Here is a 25208-nt window from a genome sequence, read left to right as displayed (position 1 = left end):
CCAGGATGGTGAGTACGACGACTCCGCATGGGACCTGAAGGGCATCTTCCGCTCAAGCCAAGAGGTTAATGCCATGAAACCGTTCCTGCGTCTTTTCGCCCTGGCCTTCCTGCCGCTCCTGCTGGTGCTGGCCGGCTGTAGCTATTCACCGGCACGCATCAGTCCCGAGCCGTTGGTGGTGGTCGATGGTTCCCATCGGCATCATCATGGCGACAGGCACCGCTATCGGGAACGCCATGTCGAGCGCCACTACTATTACGACGGCAGGCGTGACGACCGGCGCCGCTACCGGGGTTTCTGCCCCCTGGCCAGGCCAAGAAAGGCCGCTGTTGAAGCATTGAGCAGTTTCACAAAGCGTCGTGGCAGGGTATTTTGAAGCCCCTGACCAGAACGCTACAAGAAGCCGACATGCTCCACGTCTGCCTGCCGTCGTGCCCTCCAGCTGAACGAACTGCCCCAAGGAGCGAGGGGCGTGCACCGCCACCTCGGGGGCGGTGTTTGCCTGCTGCATCAAGGAAGAGCGCAATGAAGCTGTTCTATCATCCTGACCAGGCGCTGCATGCGCCGGCTTCGATTGTGCTGCACGGCCAGGAGATGCCTTCACCGGAGAGCACGAGACGGGCCGAACTGCTGGCTGCGGGCGTGACCGCCTGCGGGTTCAACCTGCTCGAACCGGATGACGTGGATACGCCGCGCCTGCGCAGCCGCCTGAGCCGTATTCACTCCGCGCGCTACCTGGCGTTTCTCGAAACCATCCATGCCCGTTGGTCTCGGCTTCAGCAGGCTTCCGGCCCGGTCACCTCCAGCGTGCACCCCTGCGGCGGTGGGCTTCTCTATCCCGAGCATCCCATCGGCCAGGCCGGCTGGCACCTGCATGACCTGACATGCCCCATCGACGCCGACAGTTTTCGCGGCATCCTGGCCAGCGCGGCCACGGCTCAGGCCGCGGCCGAAGCGTTGCTGGGCGGGCATGGCACCACGTATGCGCTGTGCCGACCGCCTGGCCATCATGCGGGCCCCGACCGGGCCGGCGGCTTCTGCTTCCTCAACAACGCGGCCCTGGCAGCCACGGTGCTGCGCGAGCATTTCTCGCGGGTGGCGATTCTCGACATCGATCTGCACCATGGCAATGGAACGCAGGATATCTTCTATTATCGCGGCGATGTCTGGACCGGCTCGCTGCACGTCGATCCTCGGCAGTCCTACCCCTACTTCTGGGGCGGGGCGAACGAGGAGGGCATGGGCGAAGGCCTGGGCGCCAACGTCAATCTGCCGCTGCCGCTCGGCAGCGACGCCGCCCGCTACCTCGACGCCCTGGATGCGCTCTCGGCACGAATGGCGGCCTTTCGCCCCGAGGCAGCGGTTGTAGCGCTGGGGCTGAACGCGCACCGCGACGACCCTGCGGGCGGCATGGCCCTGGTCACCGACGATTTTCATGCCGTGGGGCGCCGCCTGGCGGCCCTGGGCCTGCCCATGGTTCTGGTGCAGGAGGGTGGCTACCCTACCGAGAGCCTCGGGGCCAACCTGACTGCCTTGTTGAAGGGCTTGTTCGGCGAATGATCCGACCTGGCCCGTGGCACGAATGCTGTTGCTGTACCTCCCCCACTAAAACAGAGGAAAAGAGATGTCGGTCAACTACTTCGAAAGCAACGCCCGCATGAGCCAGGTCGCCGTGCACAATGGGACCGTCTACCTGGCCGGCCAGGTGCCGAGCGACGCCAGCGCTGACATGCGTGGTCAGACCGAGCAGGTGCTGGCGCGCATCGACGAGCTGCTGGCTCAGGCCGGCAGCTCCAAGGAGCACCTGATTTCGGCTCAGGTCTGGGTTACCGACATGGCCGAGTTCGACCAGATGAACGCCGCTTGGGAAGCCTGGGTGGTGCCGGGTCGTCCGCCGGTTCGTGCCGCGCTGGAAGCCAAGCTGGCCAAGCCCGAATGGAAGGTCGAGATCATGGTGATTGCGGCGCTTCCACAGGCATCCGCCTCGAACTGATCGGGATACCTCGCTCACCACGCATAAGCCGGTGCCGCCTGCCGGCGTGACCCTCGACCGCGCTGGGTCGTAGGGTGTCGCTTGGCCGGCGGCCTGGGGCAAGCAAGCGATCGCAGCAGACGCGGGAGCGACATGAGTCAAGCCTTATTCATTGGAGGATTGCAGGCGCTGTGCCTGATTGCCATGGCATGGGGGGCGGCGGCGTTGTGGTATCGCCTGCTGTTGCCGCAGCCGTGGCGCAAGGCGGTGTTGGTCGGCTGGCTGTTGCTGGCACTGTTGCTGGTCGTGCTGAACCTGCAGGGGATGCGGCTGGCGCTGCTTGGTCAGGCGCTGCTGGTGGCGGGCCTGCTGATCTGGTGGTTTCGCCTGCGCCCCACGCATGATCGCCCTTGGGCCGATGATGTCGTGCACCTGGCCACCGGCGAGGTTCGCCAAGGTGAGCTGATCCTGCCGCATGTTCGCAATTTTCGCTGGCACACCCGGGACGATGCCGATGTGGCTTGGGAGAAGCGTCGCTACGAACTTGCCAAGCTCGATTCGGTCGACCTGATCGTATCGAGCTGGGGGCGCCCCGGTGTGGCCCATGTCATGGTCTCGTTCGGCTTTGAAGGGGCCGACTTCGTGGTCTTCTCGGTGGAGGTGCGGCGCCTGAGCGGAGAGCGGTTCTCGGAAATTGGTGGGTTCTTCCGCCAGTACGAGATTGCCATCATTGCCGCCGACGAGCGTGATGCGGTGGGCCTGCGAACTCATGTGCGCGGGGAGAGGGTTTCGCTGTTTCGCCTGCGGATGCCGCGCAGTGCGATGCGCTCGCTGCTGCTGGCCTATGTCGAGGAGGCCAACGACCTGGCCGCTTCGCCACGTTTCTATAACACCTTAACCGCCAATTGCACCACGCTGATCTTTGCCATGGCGCGAGGTATCGGTGCCCGCCTGCCGTTTGACTATCGGCTGCTGGTGACCGGTCGGTTACCTGGGTATGTCTATAAGGTGGGCGGGCTGTGGCCCGGCTTCAGCCTGCCTGAGTTGATGCGCCGCGGCCGGGTCGACGAGCGTGCCCGGCAGGCCGAGCGGGACCTGCACTTCTCGCAGCGGATACGACACGACGTCCCCGGCTGGGACGACGACCGGCGGGCCTGAAGGCAGGCTTCCAGCATGACAGCGCGTCGTGCGCCAAGGGTGCTGAACCAAAGAAAACGCCACGCTGCGGCTCAGCGTGGCGATGGCTCCCTTGGCATCTTCCTGATGCCCGGCTGTCCCTGGCGCACTTCCCGTGCGCCTGCTTCCGTGTCCCATGATCGGCAGTGTCCGTTGCCTTTCCCTCTTCGGGTGGCGTCATCATTTCACCTTGCCGTGACAGCGACGTGACGTCCTGAAGGCGGCGAGATGAACGCGACGCCTTTCCAGCCTAGCCGTCCGAGGCGGCCGCTTCCAGTGAGCTGAGCAACCCCCGCAGCAGCGAGAGCTCCTTGCGGCTGGGCTGGGCCCGGGCGAACAGGGCCTGCAGCTGGGCCTCGGTGCGAGCGTGGGGCTGGGTCAAAAAGCCGCTGACCTGCATCACCCGGCTTAAGTGCTCCTGGAAATGCGCCATCTGCTCGCGGGTCGGCTGACGCTCCTCGGCAGGGCGCGGCAGGCGATACTCGCTCTCGGGCCGCAGGCGCCACGCCTTGAACGTTTCATAGGCGAGTACCTGTACCGCCTGGGAGAGATTGAGGATGCCGTACTCGGGGTTGGCGGGGATGCTGACCTGATGGCTGCACAGCCGAATCTCGTCGTTGGTCAGGCCGGAGCGCTCGCGGCCGAACACCAGCGCCACCGGGTCGCTTCCCGCATTGGCCACCAGCTCCCGGGTCATCGCCTCGGGTTCGTCGTAGTGGGGCAGGGGCAGACTGCGCAGCCGGGCGCTGGCGCCCACCACCTGAACGCAGTCGGATACCGCCTCTTCCAGCGAGGCCACCACTCGGGCGCGGTCGACCACGTCCTCGGCGCCGGCCGCCAGCCGCGACGCCTCGGCATCGGGAAAGCCGCGAGGATTGACCAGCACCAGCTCGGTCAGGCCCATGGTCTTCATGGCCCGCGCCGAGGCGCCGATGTTGCCGGGGTGATAGGTCTGCACGAGTACGATACGAATGTTGGCGAGCATGGGTCGGCTTGCTGACTAATGAAGAAGACGATAGTAGCGCAAAGCGTCTCAATTGGAACGGGCCGGGGGTACCGTCGGGCCGGTTTTGCGACGGGACTGCTTCGTCTGATACATGGCCTCGTCGGCGCGAGCCAGCAGGGCTTCGATGTCCTTTTCTCCAGGACGAGAGGTGGCGACGCCCACACTGGCACCCGCGTAGTCGAGCTGGATGATACCGAGGTCGAATACTCCACGGGTCAGGTCGGAGAGACGTTGGGCAATCACCTCGCGGACCGCGTCTGGCTGCTCGCGCGGGACGTTGCCGAACACGACGAACTCGTCGCCCCCGATGCGTGCAAGGGCGTCACCATCCCGGATGCCGGCTTTCAACGTTCTTGCCATCTCGATGAGAAAGCGGTCGCCGGCATCGTGTCCATGTTGATCGTTGATGTGTTTGAATCCGTCAAGATCGATGAAAGCCAGGTGAACGGTTGTGTTCATGCGCTCCGCATTGGCCAGCGCCCGCTTGAGTTCGGTTTCCATGGCGCGGCGATTGGGGATTCCCGTCAGCGGATCGGAAAGGGCGTACTCCTTGAATGTGGTGTGCTCCTGTCTGAGAGCGTCCAGCAGCCGATCCCTTTCGAGTTGACGGGCGATCAAGCGGCTGAACATGGCGAGCAGGCGCCGCGCGCGGGGACTGACAGGTTTCTTGTGCTTGCTGGCTCCGCACAGAGTTCCGTAGAGCTCGTGCTGGCCGATATGTACCGGCTCGCTGATATAGGTCTTGAGGCCAAGGGCACTCGCTGCCTTGGAATCTCCCCAGCAGCCAGGCACATCGTCGGTGAAGGGCGTGTTCTCATCCATTGCGCGCTTGCACAGGGTGTCCCCCAGGGCACCGTCAAGCCCTCGGGAATCTCGAGATCTCTGGAATTACGAGAGAAGACGACCCTCTGCACATTGTTTTCCGAGTCGATACGGGTCAGATAAGTCGATTCGAGTCCGGTGACGGCTTCCAGCAGCTCGAGCAGAGAATTGACCAGCGATTCCAGGCTGTCATCTTCGGCAACCGCCACGGCCAACTTGTCCAGTATATCCACCATGCTCGTCTCGTTCTCGCTTGTGACCGGTCGTGACGGCAGCGGAGCCGACCGTTTCCACCATAGTAACGCTTTTGAAACCGAGTCACATTCCTGCAAGACCGTCCATAAAGAACAAGCCCCGCACGATGGCGGGGCTTGCGAAGGGCTAAGGGGATGGCTGGCTTACATCATGCCGCCCATACCGCCCATGCCACCCATGCCGCCCATGTCCGGACCTTCCTTCTCTTCCGGATCGTCGGCGATCATGCACTCGGTGGTGATCATCAGGCCTGCCACGGAGCCGGCGGACTGCAGCGCAGTACGGGTCACCTTGGCCGGGTCCAGCACGCCCATTTCGAACATGTCGCCGAATTCACCGGTCTGGGCGTTGTAGCCGAAGTTGCCTTCGCCTGCTTTCACCTCGTTGAGGATCACGGAAGCTTCCTGGCCGGCGTTGGTGACGATCTGACGCAGCGGAGACTCCATGGCGCGCAGCGCGATGGCGATACCGTGGGTCTGGTCCTCGTTCTCGCCCTTGAGGTCCTTGATCTTGGTCAGCACGCGCACCAGGGCGGTACCGCCGCCAGGCACCACGCCTTCCTCGACCGCAGCGCGGGTGGAGTGCAGGGCGTCTTCGACGCGGGCCTTCTTCTCCTTCATCTCGACTTCGGTAGCGGCACCGACGCGGATCACGGCAACGCCGCCGGCCAGCTTGGCGACGCGCTCCTGCAGCTTCTCGCGGTCGTAGTCGGAAGAAGTCTCTTCGATCTGCGCGCGGATCTGGTTGACGCGGGCTTCGATGTCGCCCTCGTTACCGGCGCCGTCGATGATGGTGGTGTTCTCCTTGGACATGGTGATGCGCTTGGCGCTGCCCAGGTGATCCAGGTTGGCCTGCTCCAGGGTCAGACCGACTTCCTCGGAGATCACGGTGCCGTTGGTCAGGATGGCGATGTCCTGCAGCATGGCCTTGCGACGGTCGCCGAAGCCGGGCGCCTTGGCAGCCGCAACCTTGACGATGCCGCGCATGTTGTTGACCACCAGGGTGGCCAGGGCCTCGCCTTCGATATCCTCGGCGATGATTGCCAGCGGCTTGCCGGACTTGGCGACGGCTTCCAGCACCGGCAGCAGTTCGCGGATGTTGGAGATCTTCTTGTCGACCAGCAGCAGGTAGGGGTCTTCCAGCTCGACCGCCATGGTGTCCTGGTTGGTCACGAAGTAGGGCGACAGGTAGCCGCGGTCGAACTGCATGCCTTCGACCACTTCCAGCTCGTCCTCGAAGCCGCGACCTTCGTCGACGGTGATGACGCCTTCCTTGCCGACCTTCTCCATGGCTTCGGCGATGATCTCACCGATGCGCTTGTCGCCGTTGGCGGAGATGGTGCCGACCTGGGCGATGGCCTTGGAGTCGGTGCAGGGCACGGCCAGGGCCTCGATTTCCTTGACTGCCGCGATGACGGCCTGGTCGATGCCGCGCTTCAGATCCATCGGGTTCATGCCGGCGGTCACGCCCTTCATGCCCTCGGTGACGATGGACTGGGCCAGCACGGTGGCGGTGGTGGTGCCGTCGCCAGCGACGTCGGAGGTCTTGGAAGCGACTTCCTTGACCATCTGCGCGCCCATGTTCTCGAACTTGTCCTTCAGTTCGATTTCTTTGGCCACGGAGACGCCGTCCTTGGTCACGGTCGGTGCACCGAAGGACTTGTCCAGTACCACGTTGCGGCCTTTCGGGCCCAAGGTAGCCTTGACGGCGTTGGCCAGGACGTCGACGCCACGGGCCATGCGCTTGCGGGCGTCATCGGAGAACTTGACTTGTTTCGCTGCCATTTTTCGTAACTTCCTGTGAGTTCGTGAACGACGTATGAACGGAGTTGCGTAGGAGTGGCTTAGCCTTCAACCACGGCGAGAATGTCGGACTCGCTCATGATCAGGACTTCCTCGCCATCGATCTTCTGCTTCTCGACGCCAAAGCCATCCTTGAAAATCACGGTGTCGCCAACTTTGACGTCCAGCGGGCGAACGTCACCGTTGTCGAGAATCCGGCCGTTACCGACGGCGAGCACTTCGCCACGAGTCGGCTTTTCCTGGGCGTTGCCCGGAAGCACGATGCCGCCAGCGGTTTTTTGCTCTTCTTCAACGCGACGGATGACGACGCGATCGTGCAAGGGACGGATGTTCATTGCTCACGTTCTCCTGATGGTCTGTTATGCCATGATGAAAGGCATGGCGGTTCACATCACCCTTCCAGCGCGGCTGGAAGGTGGAGGCGAGGACGCCTTCCTTGTCAAAGACGCCGAGAGGTTCTCGGCATCGTAGCCTAGTGCTGACCGTGAAATGGGGCCGGGCAAGTTCCTTTCAAGGGCCAGCGCGAAAAATTTTTCGCCGCACGGTACAGCCGCCCGTGGCGCTAGCGGCGCGGCTCGTCACGGCTGATGAAATCACCTTCCAAGGGGTCACCCTGGCGGCCCTGACGGGGTTTGTCGTGGGCCTGGTGGTGCTCGGCGTCGGCATTCGTCTCCTGCTCATGTTGCCCAGGGCGAGGCCCTTGGCCACGGCCCGCGGCGGCAACCAGCACGCGAAGATGGGCGCCGGCCAGCAGCCGGCCCAGCGTGCGGCGGGCGCCGGGAACGATACATGCCAGCCCGAGCAGGTCGGAAAGAAAGCCGGGGGCCAGCAGCAGGGCACCACCGAAGATCAGCGCGGCGCCGGTCAGCAGTTCGCTGGAGGGCAGTTCGCCCTGGCTCAAGCGCTGCTTGGCCCGGCTCAATGCAGCCGTGCCCTGCCGGCGAATGAGATGCAGGCCAACGAAGCCGGTGGAGAGCAGCAGTGCCAGAGTGACCGGCAGGCCGATATAGCTGCCGACGGTAAACAGGACGACGAAGTCGAGCAGGGTGAACAGCGTGAAGAGGATCAGGATGGGCATGACGACTCCGTCTAGGTGGCTTCACGCTATGTGGGGGCGTCTGGTCGCAAATCAAGCGTAGCTGAAGGCGGCTGGCAATGGCGCTGGCCGGGCGCTACGCTGCAGTGCAAAAAGCGGCGAATCAGTTCAAGTTATGGCATCTTGCCGCCGATTAACCCTGTAGCCGCAGCTGCGGGAATAAGCGACGTCCAGGGAAGGGCGCTTGCCTGTGAGATAGCCGGCAGGCAATGAATGACAGACCACCTCTGGGGACAGTGAATGAAAGTCGAGAAACGTGTAATTGCCATTACCGGTGGGGCCCGGGGCCTCGGGCTTGCCATGGCGCGTCGCCTTGGGCGTCAGGGCGCGTTGGTGGCCTTGCTGGACACCGATGCCGACGCCATGGACAAGGCAGTATCCGCACTGCACAAGGAGAACGTGCGAGCCAGTGCCTTCACTGTGAACGTGGCGGACGAGGCCTCGGTGAAGCAAGCCTTCGGTGCGGTGTCGGCATCGCTGGGTCCGGTCAGCGGCCTGGTGAACAATGCCGGTATCCTGCGCGATGCGCTGCTGGTCAAGGCGAAGGACGGCAAGGTCGAAAAGACCATGTCGCTGGAGCAGTGGCGGTCGGTCATCGACGTCAACCTCACCGGGGTGTTCCTGTGCGGGCGTGAAGCCGCTGCCCAGATGATCGAGGCGGAGCACGACGGGGTGATCGTCAATATCTCCAGCATTTCCCGTGCCGGCAACATGGGGCAGAGCAACTATGCGGCCGCCAAGGCTGCCGTGGTAGCGCTGACCACCACTTGGGCCAAGGAGCTGGCACGCTACGGCATTCGCGCAGGCGCGGTGGCGCCAGGTTTCATCAAGACCGACATGACGGCCTCGATGCGTGACGACATGCTGGAGAAGCTGACCTCAGGTGTCCCGCTCAGGCGCCTTGGCGACCCCGAGCATATCGCCCAGAGCGTGGCCTTCATCATCGAGAACGATTACTTCACCGGCCGCGTGATCGAGTGCGACGGCGGCCTGCGGCTGTAGCTCGTTTCAGCCATGCATCCCCAAGGCGCTTATTGAATCGACGGCCTGCTGGTGGCCTGTCGCTGGGACAGCCGCTCTAGTGCCGAAGAGATGAAGCGCAGCGAGACCGGCATTATGCCGGCCTCGCCGTGTCGCCCAACCCAGTTGTCAGAACGTGATCTGATCCCGCAGCCTGGCGACCGTCGCCGGCCCGATGCCGCTGACCCGGGTCAGGTCGTCGGCGCTCTCGTAGTCGCCGTTCGCTTCACGGTCTTCGATGATTGCCTGGGCGCGGGTTGGGCCGATACCCGGCAGTTCTGTCAGCAGCTCCGCATCGGCCGTGTTGACGTTGATGGGTGCTACCTCCTGCGCCGAGGCCAGCGTGGCCACACTAAGCATCAGGCCCAGCAAGGCGGCTCGCAAGAAACCCTTCATGGGTCTTCTCCTTTTATCGTTGTCGATGCCGGGCACCGGCTGGTGCCCGATAAACGCTAATGCAGAACACGCTGAACCATGCAGAGTCCTGAGGCGATGCGAGACGTAAGCGTGAGCGCATTTCGCACGCGGTAGTGGTCCTGGCACGCTGTCAGCCAATCACGCGAAACAGAGTAGGCTCAAGCCTGGTAAAGGCGGGGTGGTGATGTCTGGAAAGCCGAGTAGCGTCAGAGCGCTCCGAAAAACAAAGACCGGAAAGGGAAAAGCCGGGGAAGGAAATGCAAGGAAGGTAATGCAAGTAAGGCATACAAGCGCCAGGGCAGTGCAGCTGCCGAAGCCTGGGCATTTTGCCTACCGGCGAGCGCCGGCAGGCATGGTCGGCTAGGCGTTCGCCACGGCGTCGGTGCGCGCCGCCAGGATGAAGTCGTTCTTGTGCAGGCCTTTCATTTCATGAGACCACCAGGTCACGGTGACCTTGCCCCATTCGGTGAGCAGGGCGGGGTGGTGGCCCGCTTCCTCGGCAATCTCGCCGACCCGGTTGGTGAAGGCCAGCGCCTGCTTGAAGTTGCGGAACTTGAAGACGCGCTCGAGCTGCTTGATGCCGTCGCGCTCCTCGACGCTCCACTCGGGAATGTCGCGCCTGAGCGTCTCGAGTTCGTCGTCGGTGACATGGGGTGCGTCCCAGCTGCACGCTTCGCACTGCTGTTCGGAAAGTTGGGTCATGGTCGCTCCTCGTCGGGGTTTGTTGGTATGGGTGTCGTCGCTTATGTTCAGGCTTACGCCTTGGCTGCCTTCGGGGCCGGCTCGAAGCGCGGTTCGTGCAGGCCCAGCTCCATGGCCCGGTGCACCATGGCCATGATGTCCTGCTGGGAAAGGTCGTGCAGGGTCGTGAGATCGTCCAGTACGTAGTAGAGCGGCTGCAGGATGTCGATGCGGTACGGGGTGCGCAGCGCCTCGATGGGGTCGAATGGCAGATGCTCGGGCGTATCCGACAGTGCGTGCAGGGTCTCCTTGGGCGAGGAGATGATGCCGCCACCGTAGATGCGCCGGCCGGCCGGGGTATCCACCAGGCCGAACTCCACGGTCATCCAGTACAGGCGCGCCAGGTAGACCCTCTGCTTGGGTTCGGCTGCGAGGCCCAGGCGGCCATAGGTGGCAGTGAACTCGGCGAAGGCCGGGTTGGTGAGCATCGGGCAGTGGCCGAAGATCTCGTGGAAGATGTCCGGCTCCTTGAGGTAGTCGAGCTCTTCCGGGGTACGGATGAAGGTGGCCACCGGGAAGCGCCGGTTGGCCAGCAGCTTGAAGAAGGTGTCGAACGGGATCAGCGCCGGTACCTGGGCGGTTTGCCAGCCGGTGGCCGCCTGCAGCACGCGGTCGATGTCGGCGAGCTGGGGGATGCGCTCCTCGGGCAGGGCGAGGCGCTCCAGGCCGTCGAGGTACTCCTGGCAGACGCGACCTTCGAGCATGCCGAGCTGGCGCTGCATTAGGGTCTGCCAGGTGGCGTTGTCCTGTTCCGGCCAGTCGATATAGCCATTCTCGTCGGGCAGGCGGGCGCGGTAGCCGGTCTTGCTGGCGACATCGCTCAGATGCGGATGGGATGACGTCATGGGGCACTCCGGTCGGCTGAAATCTTGTGTTTGTGTGGCGAACCTTTGACTCGAGTCTAGGGCCGGTGTGCGCCTTGCCTGTCAGGCTGCGGATGGCTTTTTTGACCGCAATTGAGGGTTTTGCGTAAAGAAATCATGACGGTGGATGCCGTTTCGCCTTCCCATAGCGTCGAGTTCGGCAACTTGGAGGTTTGTCCTGTCTCGGGTGTCACGTTATCTTTACAGGCGAGTCACGTCGGCTTGACGTGCTTTTTCGCGCCCGGAGGCACCAGCGCCATGAGATTGAGGTTTCACTGCCAGAACCGCATCGGCATCCTGCGCGATATCGTGTCCCACTTCGTCGACTACGGCCTCAACGTGGCGCGGGGCGAGGTGGGCGGTGAGCATGGCAACGCCATCTATCTGCACATCCCCAACCTGCTCAATGCGCAGCTGGCCACGCTGAAGCCGGTGCTCGAGGCGATACCGGGGGTGTTCGGGGTGCGCCGGGTCAGCCTGATGCCCAGCGAGCGGCGCCATCTCGAGCTCGATGCGCTGCTCTCGTCGCTCTCCGATCCGGTGATGTCGATCGACATGGAGGGCCATATCGTGGCTGCCAACCGGGCGGCGGGACAGCTGCTCGGGGTGCGCATCGACGAGGTGCCGGGGCTGTCGCTGAACCGCTACCTGCCCGACGTGGATCTGCCGGCGCTGGTGCGGCGCAACAATGCGCGGGTCAACGGCCTGCGCATCAAGCTGCGCGATGCGACCTTCCTCGCCGATATCGCGCCGCTGCACCGCGAGCACCTCGACGATGTGGCTTCCCTGGCCGGCGCGGTGGTGACCCTGCACAGCGCCGACCGGATCGGCGAGCGCATCTACCAGGTGCAACGCCAGGAGCTGCGTGGCTTCGATGCGCTGTTCCAGGCCAGCCCCCGGCTGGCCGCGCTGATCCGCGAGGCGCGGCGCATGGCGCCGCTGGACGCGTCGCTGCTGATCCACGGCGAGACCGGTACCGGCAAGGAGCTGCTGGCGCGCGCCTGCCATCTGGCCAGCGCCCGCGGACAGTCGCCGTTCATGGCGCTCAACTGTGCCGGCCTGCCGGAGTCGATGGCCGAGACGGAGCTGTTCGGCTATGCGCCGGGCGCCTTCGAGGGGCTCGCCCCGAGGGCAAGCTCGGGCTGCTGGAGATGACCGCGGGCGGCACCATCTTTCTCGACGAGGTGGGGGAAATGAGCCCGCGGCTGCAGGTCAAGCTGCTGCGTTTCCTGCAGGACGGCGGCTTTCGCCGGGTGGGCAGCGACGAGGAGACCTATCTCGACGTCCGGGTGATCTGTGCCACCCAGCAGGACCTGCCCCGGCTCTGCGCCGAAGGCCACTTCCGTCAGGATCTCTACCATCGGCTCAACGTGCTGTCGCTGGCGGTGCCGCCGCTGCGCGACTGTCTCGACGGCATCGAGGCCATGGCGCTGCACTTCATCGATCGCGCCGCGCGTCAGATCGGCTGTCGCATGCCGGCGCTGTCGCCGGCGGCGCTGGCCAGACTCTCTACCTATCACTGGCCGGGTAACGTGCGCCAGTTGGAGAACGTGCTGTTCCAGGCGGTATCACTGTGCGAGGGCGACGCCATCGAGCCGGGCCACCTGCGCCTGCCGGACGTGGGCGAGGCGCCGGGGCTCTCGGGCATCGATCTCGACGGCTCGCTCGCCGGCATCATGGGCGACGTGGAGCGTCGTATCCTGGCCTCGCTCTATCCGCAGTATCCCTCGAGCCGCCAACTGGCCAAGCGGCTCGGGGTCTCGCACACCACCATTGCCAACAAGCTGCGCCATTACGGCATCGGTGCGGGTGACGCCTGACCCTCGACCAGCGTCGTGCGAGCGGCCAGCTCCCTGACCTCGGCGTAACGGTAGGCTTCCAGCGCGCCGAAGCCTGCCAGGCGGCGCGCCTTGAGCCGGGTGAGCAGGGGGCTGGTCAGGCCGCACAGGAAGCGCGCCAGCAGGTCCGGCGTGGCGGGATGAGGCTCGTCGCTGGCTGCCAGCTGTTGCGCCAGCTCGCCCGCGAGCCGTGCGACGGTCTCGCGTGTTATGGGCTCGAGCGGTTCGGGTTCGGGCAGGTTGGCAATGGCGCCGCGGCAGGCCGAGCAGTGGCCGCAGCGCTCCGGCGCCCGGGTGTCGCCGAACCATTCGGAAAGCCGGCGGCTCAGACACGCCGCGCTCTCGAACAGCGCCAGCATGGCGTGCAGGCGCTCGATCTCGGCCCGCTCCTTGTCGTGGAAATAGGCGTGCAGCTCCTCGCTCAGGGCCGCGGCGTCGATGTCGCTGCGCAGCACCTCATAGACCTCGGTCATCTGCTTGCTTTCGAGCACCATCCAGCCCTGGGCGACGAAATAGTCCAGCGCGGTGAGCACGCGGGCGCGTTCGACGTTGAGCCCGCGCTCCTCGCCCAGCCGTTCGAGGGCCGCGAAGTCGAGGTTGAACCAGGTGCGGGCACGCTGCGAGGCGTCGACAATCGCCTGGACGAAGGTGCTGCGTTCGCCCTCGAAGCGCGATACCAGGACCTCGGGTTCGTCGTGCAGGCGGAAGCGGTACTCGGCGAAGTAGCTGTAGCGCGGCGCGATGACGCCGCGCAGCTCGAGCTGCACCAGCAGCGTCTTGAGCGGCAGCGGACGAATGTTGCTGTGCTGGGAGAGCGAATTGAGCACCAGCTCCCACTGGCGTGCGGCCCCGGCCGCCTCGATCAGCTCGTCGATCACCTTGCGGATGCCGTGAAGCTCCGGGGTGTCGCCGTAGACGAAGTTCTCCAGCACGTTGACGTGATCGCGCCCGGCCAGCATCAGGCAGTCGGAAGGCTTCCCGTCGCGGCCGGCCCGACCGATCTCCTGGCTGTAGTTCTCCACCGACTTGGGCAGGTCGAAGTGCACCACGTTGCGAATGTCGGCCTTGTCGATGCCCATGCCGAAGGCGATGGTGGCGACGATGCAGGGCGTTTGGCCGGCCATGAAGTCGCGTTGGATGCGCTCGCGGGTCTCGGCGTCGAGCCCGGCATGGTAGGCGGTGGCAACGAAGCCGGCCTTGCTCAGGTAGGCGGCCAGACGCTCGGCGGTCTGCTGCAGGGTGACGTAGACGATGGTGGGCTGGGGCGCCTCGCCGCCCAGCCTGGGCCTGAGCCACTCGACCAGCCGACGCGCCCGGGTCTCGGCCGGCACCGGCGCTACTTCCAGGTTGAGATTGGGCCGGTAGAAGCCGGTGGCGGTGACGTCGCCCTCGGCGATGCCGAAGCGCTCGCGCATGTCGGCGATGACCCGCGGCGTGGCCGTGGCGGTCAGCAGCAGTACCTGGGGGATGCCGAACTCATGGCGGTAGTGGGGCAGCTTGAGATAGTCCGGGCGGAAGTTGTGACCCCACTCCGAGATGCAGTGGGCTTCGTCCACGACCAACAGCGAGATCGGCACGCGGCGGATGAAGGCGCGGAAGCGCTCGTTCTTGAGCCGCTCCACCGAGACCATGAGGATGCGGATCTCGCCGCGCTTGACGCCTTCCATCACTGCCGCCGTTTCCTCGCGGCTCTGGCCCGAGTCGATGCTGGCGGCGGCGATGCCGTGGCGCGCCAGGAAGGCCAGCTGATCCTGCATCAGCGCCAGCAGCGGCGAGATGACCAGAGTCAGGCGAGGCAGGTGCAGCGCCGGCAGCTGATAGCACAGCGACTTGCCCGAGCCGGTGGGAAAGATCGCCGCCGCCGAACGGCCGGCGGTGATTGCTTCGATGACCGGGCGCTGGCCGGGGCGGAAGTCGTCATAGCCGAAGACCTGCTGTAACGTCTGGTCGATCACTGGGGCACTCCCTGCTCGGTTATTTTGCGTTGCGCTTATGCGAAAGGTGAAGGCCATGACGACCACCGGACGCACATTCTCGCATATCGTCGGTTTCGACGAATGTCCGTTCCGGCATGCACAGGCGGTACGCCATTCGCGCATGGCGGCGTGATACCGCTGTCAATGGCGCGGCTGCCAGCCTCGTGGTGGCCCTGAACGTGCAGCCGATTGGTGCGCCTGGCCCGGGTGGGTAGAATGGCCGTTTGCGATCCAGCGCTAACCGATCAAGGACGCGGCATGGCTCACCTGCTACGCATCGTGATGATTCACGGCCATCTGGAAGGGGTGGTCGAGCTCGGTGTGGACGGGCACACCAACATCTGCGGCACCAACGCCTCGGGCAAGACCACCCTGCAGCGGCTGGTCCCGGTGTTCTTCGGCGAGCTGCCCAACCGGGTGGTGCCCAAGACCCGGCTCAAGTTCGACGCCTTCTACCTGCCGCACCGCAACAGCTACCTGGTCTACGAATATCGCCGCGAAGAGGGCGACATCTGCCAGGCGGTGCTGACCCGCAAGAGCGAAGGCGGCGTGGAGTACCGCTTCGTCGCCGCCCCCTATCGCCCGGAAGACTACCTGGTGCAGAGCGAGGCCGGCGTCACCGCCCTCGACTACGCCCAGTGGTTCAGCGGCCTGCGCCGCGAGGGGATCACCACCTCGCCCAAGCTGGGGGCCACTTCCGAATATCGCGCGGTGATCCAGAACGACTTCACCCAGCACGGCAGCGGCGCCGGCAGCCGCCGCGAGCTGCTGCGCCTGCGCCAGGTCGCCGCACGTTTCAGCCTGGTGCGAGCTGGGCAACGCATTCGCCACATGGAGAAGCTGGTCTCGGCGGTGCACGCCAAGGAGGGCAAGATGGATACCCTCAAGACCATGCTGGCGGCCATCTTCGAGGAGGATGGTGTCGAGCTGCCGGTAACGCGGATCCGCAATACCAAAGCGCGCGAGTGGATCGCCCGCATGCGTCAGTCGAAGCGCCTGGAACCATTGCAGCGCGCCCTGGAGTCCCTCGAGCGCCTCGACCGGGAAACCGCCGAACTCGAGGCGACGCTGTGGCAGCTGCGGCCCCAGCTCGAGGCCGACCGCCATCGCGCCGAGCGCGCCGGCGCCGATCTCGAAGCGCAGCTGAACGAACGCCAGCGCGGCTTCCAGACCCTTGAGCAGGCCCATGAGGAGGCGCGTGGCCGCCTTAATGCGCGGATCAGCGAACTCGACAGCGTGCTGGACCAGACACGCCGCGACCTCGACGACCTGCAGCGCCGCTTCGAAGCCTACGCCGAGGCCGACATGCCGGGGCTCGAACGCGACCTCGCCGCGCTGCCCCAGTGGCGCGAGCAGCGCCAGCAGCTGCACGACCACCTCGAGGAGATCCAGCGTGTGGCGCGCGAGAGCCGCGCGCGCCTGGATGCCAGGCTGGTCGAGCTCGGCGACCTGCAGGCACGCCACGGCGAGGAGATCCAAGGGCTGGTCGATGCGCTGGGCGACGAGAAAGAGCGCAGCCGTGAAGCCCATGACGAAGAAGAGCGCCGCCTGGATGCCGACTACCAGACTCGCCGCGAGGCGCTGGACCACGGCTACCGGGAACGCCTGGAGCAGGGCACCGCCGCCATTTCCGAGCTCAAGGCGCGGCTGGCCCACGGCGCCCCGACCCCGGAGGAGACCCGCGAGGCCGAGCAGGCCCAGGCACGGGTGGACCAGGCCCAGAGCGAGCAGCGCGCCGCCGCCGCTGCGGTGGAGAGCGTACGCAGCGAGCACGAGGCCTGCCGTGAGGCGCGCGATCTCGCCGAGCGCGAACTTGAACAGGGGCGAGCGCAGCGCTCCCGGGCCCAGGCGCGGCTCGATGGGCTGCTGGCCCAGCGCGACCCCGCCCAGGGCAGCCTGCGCCACTTCCTGCGTCACCACTGCCCGGGCTGGGAGCAGAGCCTGGGCAAGGCGATCGACCCGGCACTGCTCGAGCGTCGTGACCTTGCCCCGCAGCTGAATCCGCACGCCAGCGACGACCTGTTCGGGCTGACGCTGGATCTTGCTGCCATCGCCTTGCCCGAGCATGCCCGGGACGAGGCCGCCCTGCTGGCCGAGATCGACGCGGCCGGACAGGCGCTGGCCCAGGCCCAGGAGGCCGAGCAGGGCGCCGAGAAGGCGCTCAGGGCGTCCCATGCCAAGGTGCAGGAGGCTGCTGCACGCCTAGAGCGTGCCCGCAGCAGCGCCCGTCGCGCCGCCGAGGAGGTGGATTACGCCCTGCAGGCCCGCAGCCAGTGCCATCAGCGCCACGCCGCCGCACGCCAGGCGCGCGAGGCCACCTGGCGCGAGGCGCTGGAGGAGCGCCAGGCCCAGCAGCAAGCGCTACGCGATGAACAGCGCCAGGCCCTGCAGGCGTTGGCCGATACCCACCGCGCCCAGCGTCTGGAACTCACCGCCGATTTCCAGGGGCGTATGGCTGGCCTCGACGGGCAGATCGCCCAGCACCGCCGCCAGCTGGCCGAATTCAAGGAGGAGACCCGCCGCCAGCGCGAGGAGCTGCAGGCCGCCTACGATCGCGAACTGGCCGAGCAGGGCGTGGATACGGTGACCCTCAGCCAGACTCGCACCCGCCTCAAGGCGCTGGACGAACGCATCCGCCAGACCGAGGCGCGACGCGAGGAGCTGGACGACTACACCCGCTTCATGCGGGTGGCCTGGGGCGAGCGCAAGCCGAGCCTGGTGGCGCAGGAGGCCGACCTAGCCCGTGACCACCAGGCCGCCGAGCGCGAGCGTGAGACCCTCGACCAGCAGTTCCAGGCCGCCCGGCGCGAGCACCAGGCGGCGGTGGGCGAGCTCAAGGCGCGGCGCAGCGTCGAGCAGCAGCTGCTGGAGATGCTGACGCCGCTGCTGGCCAGGCTCGAATCGCTGCCGCTTGCGAGCGCTCCGGCTCCCTGGGCGAGGCCCCGGGCGACACCGAGGAGCGCATCGAGCGGGCGCGCCAGGCACTGGCCGAGCATGCCCGGACCCTGGAGGCGCTGCGCCGCGGCTGCGAGAAGCTAGAGGCGGACCTGATCAAGGGCGCCAGCAGCGACTTCCAGGAGACCCTGGAGGCCGAGCGAGCCCGGCTCGAAGACCCGAGTCCGCGTCGCCTGCTGGCCGTGCTGGCCGGCATGCTGACGCTGCTGGAAGGGCAGCAACAGCAGCTGCTGCAGGAGGGCCGCAACCTTTCCGACGACCTCGACAAGTTCTTCACCGTGTTTCGTGACCTCAACCGGCGCATCAATGCCCAGAGCCGGCGCCTCTCCGACGAGGTGGCCGACGACCTCAAGCTGGAAGGCATCGGTCGCGCCGAGGTGAAGATCCAGTCGACCATCGACGAGCTCGGCTTCTGGGAGCCGCTCAAGCGCTTCGCCCAGCACTATCGCGAATGGCGCGACTCCGGCCAGCCGCTGCCCGGCGACGACTACCTCGACACCCTTTCCGATGTGGTGGAGCTGCTGCGCAGCGACCAGCAGTACAGCTTCGAGAGCCTGCTGCGCCTGGAGCTGCACCTCAATGAGGGCGGCACCGACCTGGTGATCAAGAACGACCGCCAGCTGCTGGAGTCCTCCAGTCACGGCATGGCCTACCTGATCCTGTGCAAGTTCCTGCTCGCCTTCACCCGGCTGCTGCGCGGCCAGGCCGAAGTAGCCATCCACTGGCCGATCGACGAGATCGGTACCTTGGCCTACCACAACGTCGAGAAGCTGTTCGATGCCTGCAACAACAACCGCATCCATATCGTCGGCGCCTTCCCCAATCCGGAGTCGGACGTGCTGCTGCTGTTCCGCAACCGCTACCTGATCGACCGCGACGAAGCCGACCCCGGCAAGCGTCGCCTCAAGCGCATCGAACCGCGTCTGAGCCGCCTGGCCCAGCGCCTGCAGGCCCGCGCCGAGGAGGTGGCGTCATGAGCGACGTGACTCACATCGAAGGCGCCGGGGCCGAGCGCTCCATGGTCGAGCTGGGCCCGCTGCTCGAACGCCTGTTGGCCGGCGAGTTCATCTGTGCGGTGAGCGATGAGGGCGCCTTTCGCCGCCTGCAGGATGAGGCCACCCGCGAGCGGATCGACGCCTACCTGCGACCGCTCAACCGCCGGCTGGCCGCCACCGATGAAGGCAGCGTCTACTTCCTGGCGTGGCGGCGGCTCGACGACGCGGCCCGCGAGCAGCTGTCGCGCCAGCTGGGCGACACCGTGGCCAGCCTGATGCCGCTGCTGGAGTGGCTGCAGCTGGTGCAGGAAGCGCTGGGCCGCGACGGCCTGGCCGCTCCCGGCGACGTGCTCAAGCCCGCCGACTTCAGCTCGCGCTGCGAGGATCACCAGGGCCTGCGCGAGCGTCTGGAGCGGCTGGCCACCGACCCCTTCTTCGGCTCCCAGAGCGACCAGCTCGACGCCCAGCTCAAGCAGGTCTTCAAGCGCCTCAAGGAGCACGGTTACCTGCAGCAGCCCCACGCCGATCGCCAGTACTTCGTGGTTACCGGCAAGATCGATTACCTGATCGACCTAGTGCGCTTCATCCGCGATGAGGAGAACCTGCCCATCGACGACCAGGCGCCGGCAGAGCAGGAGCGCCTGCTGTGAGCGGCGCCTCTCCCAATGCCCTGGAGAGCCGCCTGATCACGACCGGCGTGGAACGCCTGGCGCTGCTGGGCAGGCACGCCGAGGCGCTGATGGCTGGCTACGCCCGCGACGAAGTGCCGCTGGAAGGGCTGAGCACCACTGCGCTGAACCGGCTGCTGGCGGCGCGAATCCTATGGCGGCCGGACGAGCAGAGTGGAGTGAAGCTCGCGCCCAAGGTGCGCGAGCTGATCGCCGAGATGCTGGCCGACGAGACTCGCCGCCACGTCAACGCCGACGTGGCCGAGACCCTGGAACTGATGCGCAGCCTGGTGCAGAGCTATCGCGAGGCACGGGATGCCGGTGAATACTGGCGCCAGGAGCAGCTGTTGCTGCGCCTGCGCCAGGAGGTCGACGATCTCAACGGCCGCTTCGCCGACGCCATTGACAGCCTATGGCGGCGTCTCAACGGCGACTTCGGCTTCGTCGCCCGACTCACCGACAAGATCCGCGAGAACGAGCGCGCGCAGAAGCAGATCGTGCGCCTGCTCGACGGCCTGGCGCTTATCGACTTCGATGAATTCATCACTCTGGTGGGTGCCGATGGCGCCCTGCGCAAGCTGCTGGTCAGCCGGCTGCAGCACCAGCTCACCCACCACTTCACCAGCCTGCGCGAAGTACAGCGGCGCCTGATCGAGCTGATGGCACGTTTCCGCCAGCAGCAGTCGCGCAGCCGGCTGGTGGCCGGCATGGTGGGCTTCCTGCGCGAGCATCCCGGCTTCGTGCCCGGCAACTATGCGCTGCGCAGCGATGTGCCGGCGCTGGTTAACCGTGCCGCGCCGCTGGTCGCCGCCGGGGCGGTGGCGCTGGACCGAGATGCCGATGCCCACACGCTGGCTGAGCTGCTGCATCGCCTGCCGCGACCCAGCTCGCGTTCCGAGCCGGTTGCCGCGGCTGCCGCCACCGAGCGCCACGAGGAGAGCCGGGTGGCGGCCCGCCAGCAGGCGCTGAAGGAGGACGTCGAGCGCTTCTACCTGGCGGTGGTGGACCGCGCCGGCGAAGTCGTCAGTGCCCTTGACTATCTGCAGCAGGCCGAGCACGAGTGGGGCGCGGAGATCTGGCTGTTTCAAGTCATCGCCGAATACCAGGGCCTGCCGCGCAGCGAGCAGGGCGCCTTTCGCCTGCGCCAGGAGGAGACCCAGGCCAGCCCCTTCAACCAGCTGCGGCGGATCCACGACGTGGTGCTGCAGCTCGCCTGAGGACGTTACCATGCCGCTCTCACCGCGTGCCCGCAGGCTGTTGCGTGACATCGACCAGCGGCTGCGTCGCGGCCCCGTGGTGGATAAGCCACGAGGGAAGATCGTCGACGAAGTGCTGGCCTGGCTCGACGAGCGACACATCGATCCCGGCCCACGGCTCACCCACGCCTGGCTGCGCTTCGACCGCGCCCTGCTGGCGCAGATCGAGGACGCCATGGCGCTGAACGCAGAGGCGCCGCTGTCGGTGGTTCTCAGCGGGATGAGCAGCCTCGAGCAGGCCTGTCATGGCAACGCCGAAGAGAAGGGGCCTAGGGAAAAGCCCCGGGCGTACCGGGTGCTGGCCAGCCTGCCTGCCGGCGCCCCGCGGCCGGGAATTGCCCAGGGCACGCGGGAAGTGCTCGACCTGGACCGGCGCCGGCTCGATCTCGATGCCTTCGAGGTGCTGGTGCAGGTCGAGAACCTCGACTGCCTCTATGCGCTGCCGGCCGAGCTTCCGGCACTGGCCGCCTGGGCGCGGCCGCTGATTCTGTACCGCGGCGACAGCCACTACGGCGGCGGCTTCAGGCCCTGGTCGCCGCCTGGTCCCGCAGCGGCAAGCCGCACTTCTACCTCGGCGACTTTGATGCCAGAGGCGTCGGTATCGCCATGGAGACGGGCGCGACGCACCTGCTGCTGCCGCCGCTGGCGGGGTTGCCCAGCGCGCCAACGCCGAGCACTTGCCTCCGGAACAGCAGAAGTACCTGCCGACCCTGCGCCAGCGCAGCGCCAAATTGCCGGCAGGACATGCGCTGGCCGGCTACCTTGAAATTTTGCTCTTCGAGCAACGTGGCCTGCGCCAGCAGTGGTTCGGCAGCGAGCTGGTCCGAGTGCCGCTTGGCTAGGGCTGGCCTGCTTTTTTACTCAACCAGAAAGGTGACGTCATGCACGTGATCATCGACCTTTGCGTGGTTCCTCTCGGCGTCGGCGTGTCGGTCTCGCCGCAGATCGCCGCCTGCCAGCGGGTGATCGAGGCCTCGGGCCTGGAACATCACATGCACGCCTACGGTACCAACATCGAGGGGCCGTGGGATGAGGTGATGGCGGTGGTCAAACGCTGCCACGAGGAGGTGCATGCCATGGGCGCGCCGCGCATCACCACCACCATCAAGCTGGGCACCCGCACCGACCGCGAGCAGTCCATGGCCGACAAGGTGTCGAGCGTAGAAAACAAGCTACGCGGTTCGTGATTCGCTCATGCCGTGGGTAGCGGCGTAAGCCAGGCATCGCCCAGGCGCAGCAGGTGGTCGGTGAGGGCGTCGAGCACCTTGCCGCCCTGGCGCCAGTGATGCCAGTAGAGCGGTACGTCGATCACCTGGCCGGGTGACAGATCGACCAGCCTTCCTTCGGCCAGGTGCGGGCCGGCGTCGATCTCCTGCAGGCGGCCTTCGCTCAGTTCGCGCTGGGCCTGACGCTCCGGCACCATGCCGTAGCCGAGCCCGGCCAGGGCCAGGCCGACGAAACCCTCCGAAGAGGGGCAGAGGTGGTGGGGGAAGGGCGGCTCGACGCCGTGCATGGCCAGGTAGCGATGCTGCAGGCGGTCGTCGGGGCCGAACACGATGGCCGGCGCCCGGCGCAGCGCCTCCGGGGTGACACCATTGGCGAAATGACGCGCCACGAAGGCGGGGCTGGCCAGGGCGCGATAGCGCATGCTGCCCAGCGGATAACTGCGCGCGCCCTGAACCGGCGTGGGCGAGTCGCAGATACAGCCGGCCACGTCACCGTCGCGCATGCGCTTGAGCGCCACCTCCTGATCCTCCACCACTAGGTCGAACAGCACGGGATGCTCCTCGCAGAAGCGCCCGATGGCCTCCGGCCACCAGGTGGCCAGGCTGTCGGCGTTAATCGCCAGGCGCAGGCGCTGCTCGCCGCTGCCGAGCGCCGGTACCTCGCCGAGCAGGTCGCCTTCCAGCAGGCGCACCTGCTGGGCATGGTTGAGCAGCTTCCGCCCCAGCGGGGTGGGGGCGAGGCGGGGCTGCGCACCAGCACCGGCTGGCCCAGGCGCGCCTCGAGCAGCTTGATACGCTGCGACACCGCCGATTGCGTAAGGCCCAGGTAGCGTGCGCCGCGCTCAAAACCGCCCTGATCGAGCACCGCCACCAGCGCCTCGAGCAGTTTGTAGTCGAACATTAGCTAAGCTAATCCCTCAGTTAGTTTATTCATTTCTTTCATGGCTGCGGCGAGCTTAGCCTTGGCGACACGAACCGTTCAAACGAAATTGCCAAGGAGAAGACGCAATGTGGTTGTCATGGCTCAACGGACTGTTGATCTGCGCCGGGCTAATCGTTGCCATCGGTGCCCAGAACGCTTTCGTACTGCAGCAGAGCCTGCGCCGTCAGCATGCCTGGCTGGTGGCGGGGGTCTGTGCACTGTGCGACTGGCTGCTGGTTGGCGTCGGCGTGTTGGGCCTCGGCCTACTGATCGCCCAGCAGGAAACGCTGATGGAAGTCGCCCGTTGGGCAGGTGCCGCCTTCCTGGCCTGGCAGGCATCGCTGGCGTTTCGTCGGGCCTTCATCGGGCAGGCGCTGGTCGCGGGTGGCGGCGGTATCCAGTCGTGGCAGGCTGCCCTGGCAGCGACGCTGGCGGTGACTCTGCTCAACCCCCAGGTCTATCTCGAAACCGTGGTTCTGCTTGGCGCCATCGGCGCGGTGCAGCCGAGCCCGCTGGGCTTTTTCATCGGTGCCGCCATGGCGTCGTTCGGCTGGTTCTTCGGCCTGGCGGCGGCAGCGGGCTGGCTGGCGCCGCGGCTGGCCAGCCCCGTGTGTGGCGAGCCATCGACCTGGTGATCGGGCTCATCCTGGCCTGGGTGGCGTGGCGCTTGGCCAGCGGTGCCATGCTGCCGTGACGCGGGTAGACGAGGCTTGCTGTAACGTTTTTCTTACGGGGTGTCACGCTGACGCACCGCCGGCCAGGGCCGCCGCATGGCGCTTGGCCCGGGTGGCAAGTTTTCCTTACGCGCCGCCGTCGGTGGGGCGGCATTCGCGGTCTCGCTAAGCGACGGGGCGGCGTTCCGGCAGGGCAGGGGGCGCAGTAGGCTGCAGGCAGGTGTCGGCCCGCTGGAGCCGAATGCGACCCAAGTCAGTGCGCCTGACTCGTCAGGCTGACCCGCCCGCTGACCTCATAACAACGGCACTACCCCTGGAGGAAACATGAACGCACCCGCCAACACCGTCTCCCCGATCACCCGGGACAATCCGATCGGCACCAACGGCTTCGAGTTCGTCGAATACAGCGCCCCCAGCGCCGAAGGCATCGAGGAGCTGCGCGCGCTGTTCAACCGCATGGGCTTCACCGAGACGCGCAAGCACCGCTCCAAGCAGGTGTTCCTGTTCCAGCAGGAGAACGTCAACTTCGTGCTCAACGCCGAGCCGGACAGCCACGCCGCCGAGTTTGCCAAGGTGCACGGCCCCTGTGCCTGCGCCATGGCGTGGAAGGTGGCCGACGCCAAGCAGGCCTTCGAGTATGCCCTGGCCCACGGCGCCGAGGCGGTGGAGAACCCGGTCGGTCCCGGCGAGGTGGGCATTCCCGCGGTACGCGGCATCGGTGGCTCGCTGCTCTACTTCGTCGACAACAAGGTCGACAGCGAAGGCCGCACCATCTACGACATCGACTTCGAGCCTATCCCTGGCCGTTCGCCCAACGACAACAGCGTGGGTCTGAAGGTGCTCGATCACCTGACCCACAACGTCGACCGTGGACAGATGGACAAGTGGGCCGACTTCTATACCGAGATCGCCAACTTCCGCGAGAACCGCTACTTCGACATCAAGGGCAAGAAGACCGGCCTGCACTCCCGCGCCATGACCGCCCCCTGCGGCAAGATGCACATCCCGATCAACGAGTCCGCCGACGATAGCTCGCAGATCGCCGAGTTCCTGCGCGAGTACAACGGCGAGGGCATCCAGCACCTGGCCATGGCCACCGACGACATCTACGCCACCGTGCAGGGCCTGCGCGCCAACGGCGTGACCTTCCTCACCACCCCGGATACCTACTACGAGAAGGTCGACACTCGCGTGCCCAACCACGAGGAGAACGTCGAGGATCTGCGCGAGCTGAGCCTGCTGATCGACGGCGGTCCGGACGAGGGCGTACTGCTGCAGATCTTCACCGAGACCGTGATCGGTCCGATCTTCTTCGAGATCATTCAGCGCAAGGGCAACGACGGTTTCGGCGAGGGCAACTTCAAGGCTCTGTTCGAATCCATCGAGGAAGATCAGATCCGCCGCGGCGTGCTCAAGGCCGACTGACCGACAGGCGGCTCCCGGATGCGACGGGAGCCGCTTTTGGTTCCAGGCGCCAGAATGAAAACCTGAACACCTGACCTGATACAAGAAATTGACGTTGCACGCC

23 protein-coding genes and 2 pseudogenes are annotated in these 25208 nt (G+C 66.1%); 15 read left to right on the top strand and 10 right to left on the bottom strand.

The window, feature by feature from the left end; all coding sequences use genetic code 11:
- The first annotated feature begins 73 nt into the window (after positions 1-73).
- The 4 genes from ACUDAL_RS09185 (at position 74) to ACUDAL_RS09170 (ending at position 3130) form a co-directional block, all read left to right on the top strand.
- Positions 74-376 (top strand): hypothetical protein, encoded by a 303-nt coding sequence (locus ACUDAL_RS09185; RefSeq protein ID WP_444677925.1) that lies wholly within the window; start codon positions 74-76, stop codon positions 374-376.
- 149 nt (positions 377-525) lie between these two features.
- Positions 526-1560, top strand: coding sequence for a histone deacetylase family protein (locus ACUDAL_RS09180; RefSeq protein WP_444677924.1), 1035 nt, complete (start codon positions 526-528; stop codon positions 1558-1560).
- A 64-nt stretch (positions 1561-1624) separates the two neighbouring features.
- Positions 1625-1993 (top strand): RidA family protein, encoded by a 369-nt coding sequence (locus ACUDAL_RS09175; RefSeq protein WP_444677923.1) that lies wholly within the window; start codon positions 1625-1627, stop codon positions 1991-1993.
- Positions 1994-2125: 132 nt separating this feature from the next.
- Entirely contained in the window at positions 2126-3130 is a 1005-nt protein-coding gene (locus ACUDAL_RS09170) for an Lnb N-terminal periplasmic domain-containing protein (RefSeq protein ID WP_444677922.1), read from the top strand.
- A gap of 268 nt (positions 3131-3398) precedes the next feature.
- Here ACUDAL_RS09170 and ACUDAL_RS09165 read toward each other — a convergent pair whose 3' ends face one another.
- From ACUDAL_RS09165 to ACUDAL_RS09145, 5 genes are all read right to left on the bottom strand, one after another.
- Entirely contained in the window at positions 3399-4133 is a 735-nt protein-coding gene (locus ACUDAL_RS09165; protein WP_444677921.1) for an RNA methyltransferase, read from the bottom strand.
- A 48-nt stretch (positions 4134-4181) separates the two neighbouring features.
- A complete protein-coding gene (locus tag ACUDAL_RS09160; protein WP_444677920.1) occupies positions 4182-4976 on the bottom strand; it encodes a sensor domain-containing diguanylate cyclase in 795 nt (264 codons plus the stop codon).
- Positions 4977-5374: 398 nt separating this feature from the next.
- Positions 5375-7015 carry a chaperonin GroEL gene (groL, locus tag ACUDAL_RS09155; RefSeq protein ID WP_444677919.1) on the bottom strand — a complete coding sequence of 547 codons (1641 nt, stop codon included), beginning with the start codon at positions 7013-7015 and terminating at the stop codon, positions 5375-5377.
- A 59-nt stretch (positions 7016-7074) separates the two neighbouring features.
- Positions 7075-7368 carry a co-chaperone GroES gene (locus ACUDAL_RS09150; protein WP_010628243.1) on the bottom strand — a complete coding sequence of 98 codons (294 nt, stop codon included), beginning with the start codon at positions 7366-7368 and terminating at the stop codon, positions 7075-7077.
- A gap of 227 nt (positions 7369-7595) precedes the next feature.
- Positions 7596-8111: an FxsA family protein gene (locus ACUDAL_RS09145; RefSeq protein ID WP_444677918.1), complete on the bottom strand. Its 516-nt coding sequence runs from the start codon at positions 8109-8111 to the stop codon at positions 7596-7598.
- Between the two features lie 258 nt (positions 8112-8369).
- Here ACUDAL_RS09145 and ACUDAL_RS09140 point away from each other — a divergent pair, with 258 nt between their 5' ends.
- The gene (locus ACUDAL_RS09140; protein ID WP_444677917.1) at positions 8370-9131 is read left to right on the top strand and encodes an SDR family oxidoreductase; all 762 of its coding nucleotides are present in this window, start codon (positions 8370-8372) and stop codon (positions 9129-9131) included.
- 147 nt (positions 9132-9278) lie between these two features.
- Here ACUDAL_RS09140 and ACUDAL_RS09135 read toward each other — a convergent pair whose 3' ends face one another.
- The 3 genes from ACUDAL_RS09135 to phhA all read right to left on the bottom strand — a co-directional run bounded on the left by ACUDAL_RS09135 (position 9279) and on the right by phhA (position 11152).
- Positions 9279-9545, bottom strand: a complete 267-nt coding sequence (locus ACUDAL_RS09135; RefSeq protein ID WP_444677916.1) for a ComEA family DNA-binding protein — start codon at positions 9543-9545, stop codon at positions 9279-9281.
- A gap of 381 nt (positions 9546-9926) precedes the next feature.
- A complete protein-coding gene (locus ACUDAL_RS09130) occupies positions 9927-10268 on the bottom strand; it encodes a 4a-hydroxytetrahydrobiopterin dehydratase (protein ID WP_444677915.1) in 342 nt (113 codons plus the stop codon).
- Between the two features lie 53 nt (positions 10269-10321).
- Entirely contained in the window at positions 10322-11152 is an 831-nt protein-coding gene (gene phhA, locus ACUDAL_RS09125) for a phenylalanine 4-monooxygenase (protein WP_444677914.1), read from the bottom strand.
- A 135-nt stretch (positions 11153-11287) separates the two neighbouring features.
- Here phhA and ACUDAL_RS09120 point away from each other — a divergent pair.
- Positions 11288-12507: pseudogene (locus ACUDAL_RS09120) on the top strand (sigma 54-interacting transcriptional regulator); the annotation flags it as partial.
- Between the two features lie 87 nt (positions 12508-12594).
- Positions 12595-12990, top strand: coding sequence for a TyrR/PhhR family helix-turn-helix DNA-binding protein (locus ACUDAL_RS09115; RefSeq protein ID WP_444679349.1), 396 nt, complete (start codon positions 12595-12597; stop codon positions 12988-12990).
- Here ACUDAL_RS09115 and ACUDAL_RS09110 read toward each other — a convergent pair.
- Positions 12963-14963: a RecQ family ATP-dependent DNA helicase gene (locus ACUDAL_RS09110; protein WP_444677913.1), complete on the bottom strand. Its 2001-nt coding sequence runs from the start codon at positions 14961-14963 to the stop codon at positions 12963-12965. The two genes, ACUDAL_RS09115 and ACUDAL_RS09110, sit on opposite strands and share 28 nt — an antisense overlap.
- A gap of 279 nt (positions 14964-15242) precedes the next feature.
- On the opposite strand from ACUDAL_RS09110, the gene ACUDAL_RS09105 reads away from it, so the two are divergent.
- The 6 genes from ACUDAL_RS09105 (at position 15243) to ACUDAL_RS09080 (ending at position 22045) form a co-directional block, all read left to right on the top strand.
- Positions 15243-18023, top strand: coding sequence for an ATP-binding protein (locus ACUDAL_RS09105; protein ID WP_444677912.1), 2781 nt, complete (start codon positions 15243-15245; stop codon positions 18021-18023).
- Complete coding sequence (locus ACUDAL_RS09100; RefSeq protein ID WP_444679348.1) at positions 17915-18916, top strand: ATP-binding protein; 1002 nt, start codon at positions 17915-17917, stop codon at positions 18914-18916. The genes ACUDAL_RS09105 and ACUDAL_RS09100 overlap by 109 nt, the downstream gene beginning before the upstream one ends.
- Before the next feature lie 41 nt (positions 18917-18957).
- Positions 18958-19584 (top strand): condensin complex protein MksE, encoded by a 627-nt coding sequence (locus ACUDAL_RS09095; protein WP_444679347.1) that lies wholly within the window; start codon positions 18958-18960, stop codon positions 19582-19584.
- Entirely contained in the window at positions 19581-20819 is a 1239-nt protein-coding gene (locus ACUDAL_RS09090; RefSeq protein WP_444677911.1) for a hypothetical protein, read from the top strand. The genes ACUDAL_RS09095 and ACUDAL_RS09090 overlap by 4 nt, the downstream gene beginning before the upstream one ends.
- Before the next feature lie 10 nt (positions 20820-20829).
- Positions 20830-21624, top strand: coding sequence for a hypothetical protein (locus tag ACUDAL_RS09085; RefSeq protein ID WP_444677910.1), 795 nt, complete (start codon positions 20830-20832; stop codon positions 21622-21624).
- A 115-nt stretch (positions 21625-21739) separates the two neighbouring features.
- A complete protein-coding gene (locus ACUDAL_RS09080) occupies positions 21740-22045 on the top strand; it encodes an MTH1187 family thiamine-binding protein (RefSeq protein ID WP_444677909.1) in 306 nt (101 codons plus the stop codon).
- Positions 22046-22050: 5 nt separating this feature from the next.
- Here ACUDAL_RS09080 and ACUDAL_RS09075 read toward each other — a convergent pair.
- Positions 22051-22985 (bottom strand): annotated as a pseudogene (locus tag ACUDAL_RS09075) (LysR family transcriptional regulator ArgP).
- Between the two features lie 107 nt (positions 22986-23092).
- On the opposite strand from ACUDAL_RS09075, the gene ACUDAL_RS09070 reads away from it, so the two are divergent.
- Together ACUDAL_RS09070 and hppD are read left to right on the top strand one after the other, a co-directional pair.
- On the top strand, positions 23093-23641 hold the full coding sequence (locus tag ACUDAL_RS09070) for a LysE/ArgO family amino acid transporter (protein WP_444677908.1): 549 nt from the start codon (positions 23093-23095) through the stop codon (positions 23639-23641).
- A gap of 363 nt (positions 23642-24004) precedes the next feature.
- A complete protein-coding gene (hppD, locus tag ACUDAL_RS09065; RefSeq protein ID WP_444677907.1) occupies positions 24005-25105 on the top strand; it encodes a 4-hydroxyphenylpyruvate dioxygenase in 1101 nt (366 codons plus the stop codon).
- Positions 25106-25208: the final 103 nt, after the last annotated feature.

Source organism: Halomonas sp. E19 (assembly GCF_052439355.1).
Lineage (GTDB): Bacteria > Pseudomonadota > Gammaproteobacteria > Pseudomonadales > Halomonadaceae > Halomonas.
This window is presented reverse-complemented; position numbering and strand designations above follow the sequence as displayed.

Bases quoted from the DNA above. Each gene is read 5' to 3' on its own strand.
- ACUDAL_RS09185 (WP_444677925.1), top strand. From the start codon at position 74: ATGAAACCGTTCCTGCGTCTTTTCGCCCTGGCCTTCCTGCCGCTCCTG.
- ACUDAL_RS09180 (WP_444677924.1), top strand. From the start codon at position 526: ATGAAGCTGTTCTATCATCCTGACCAGGCGCTGCATGCGCCGGCTTCG.
- ACUDAL_RS09175 (WP_444677923.1), top strand. From the start codon at position 1,625: ATGTCGGTCAACTACTTCGAAAGCAACGCCCGCATGAGCCAGGTCGCC.
- ACUDAL_RS09170 (WP_444677922.1), top strand. From the start codon at position 2,126: ATGAGTCAAGCCTTATTCATTGGAGGATTGCAGGCGCTGTGCCTGATT.
- ACUDAL_RS09165 (WP_444677921.1), bottom strand. From the start codon at position 4,133: ATGCTCGCCAACATTCGTATCGTACTCGTGCAGACCTATCACCCCGGC.
- ACUDAL_RS09160 (WP_444677920.1), bottom strand. From the start codon at position 4,976: ATGGATGAGAACACGCCCTTCACCGACGATGTGCCTGGCTGCTGGGGA.
- groL (WP_444677919.1), bottom strand. From the start codon at position 7,015: ATGGCAGCGAAACAAGTCAAGTTCTCCGATGACGCCCGCAAGCGCATG.
- ACUDAL_RS09150 (WP_010628243.1), bottom strand. From the start codon at position 7,368: ATGAACATCCGTCCCTTGCACGATCGCGTCGTCATCCGTCGCGTTGAA.
- ACUDAL_RS09145 (WP_444677918.1), bottom strand. From the start codon at position 8,111: ATGCCCATCCTGATCCTCTTCACGCTGTTCACCCTGCTCGACTTCGTC.
- ACUDAL_RS09140 (WP_444677917.1), top strand. From the start codon at position 8,370: ATGAAAGTCGAGAAACGTGTAATTGCCATTACCGGTGGGGCCCGGGGC.
- ACUDAL_RS09135 (WP_444677916.1), bottom strand. From the start codon at position 9,545: ATGAAGGGTTTCTTGCGAGCCGCCTTGCTGGGCCTGATGCTTAGTGTG.
- ACUDAL_RS09130 (WP_444677915.1), bottom strand. From the start codon at position 10,268: ATGACCCAACTTTCCGAACAGCAGTGCGAAGCGTGCAGCTGGGACGCA.
- phhA (WP_444677914.1), bottom strand. From the start codon at position 11,152: ATGACGTCATCCCATCCGCATCTGAGCGATGTCGCCAGCAAGACCGGC.
- ACUDAL_RS09115 (WP_444679349.1), top strand. From the start codon at position 12,595: ATGGCGCTGCACTTCATCGATCGCGCCGCGCGTCAGATCGGCTGTCGC.
- ACUDAL_RS09105 (WP_444677912.1), top strand. From the start codon at position 15,243: ATGGCTCACCTGCTACGCATCGTGATGATTCACGGCCATCTGGAAGGG.
- ACUDAL_RS09095 (WP_444679347.1), top strand. From the start codon at position 18,958: ATGGTCGAGCTGGGCCCGCTGCTCGAACGCCTGTTGGCCGGCGAGTTC.
- ACUDAL_RS09085 (WP_444677910.1), top strand. From the start codon at position 20,830: ATGCCGCTCTCACCGCGTGCCCGCAGGCTGTTGCGTGACATCGACCAG.
- ACUDAL_RS09080 (WP_444677909.1), top strand. From the start codon at position 21,740: ATGCACGTGATCATCGACCTTTGCGTGGTTCCTCTCGGCGTCGGCGTG.
- ACUDAL_RS09070 (WP_444677908.1), top strand. From the start codon at position 23,093: ATGTGGTTGTCATGGCTCAACGGACTGTTGATCTGCGCCGGGCTAATC.
- hppD (WP_444677907.1), top strand. From the start codon at position 24,005: ATGAACGCACCCGCCAACACCGTCTCCCCGATCACCCGGGACAATCCG.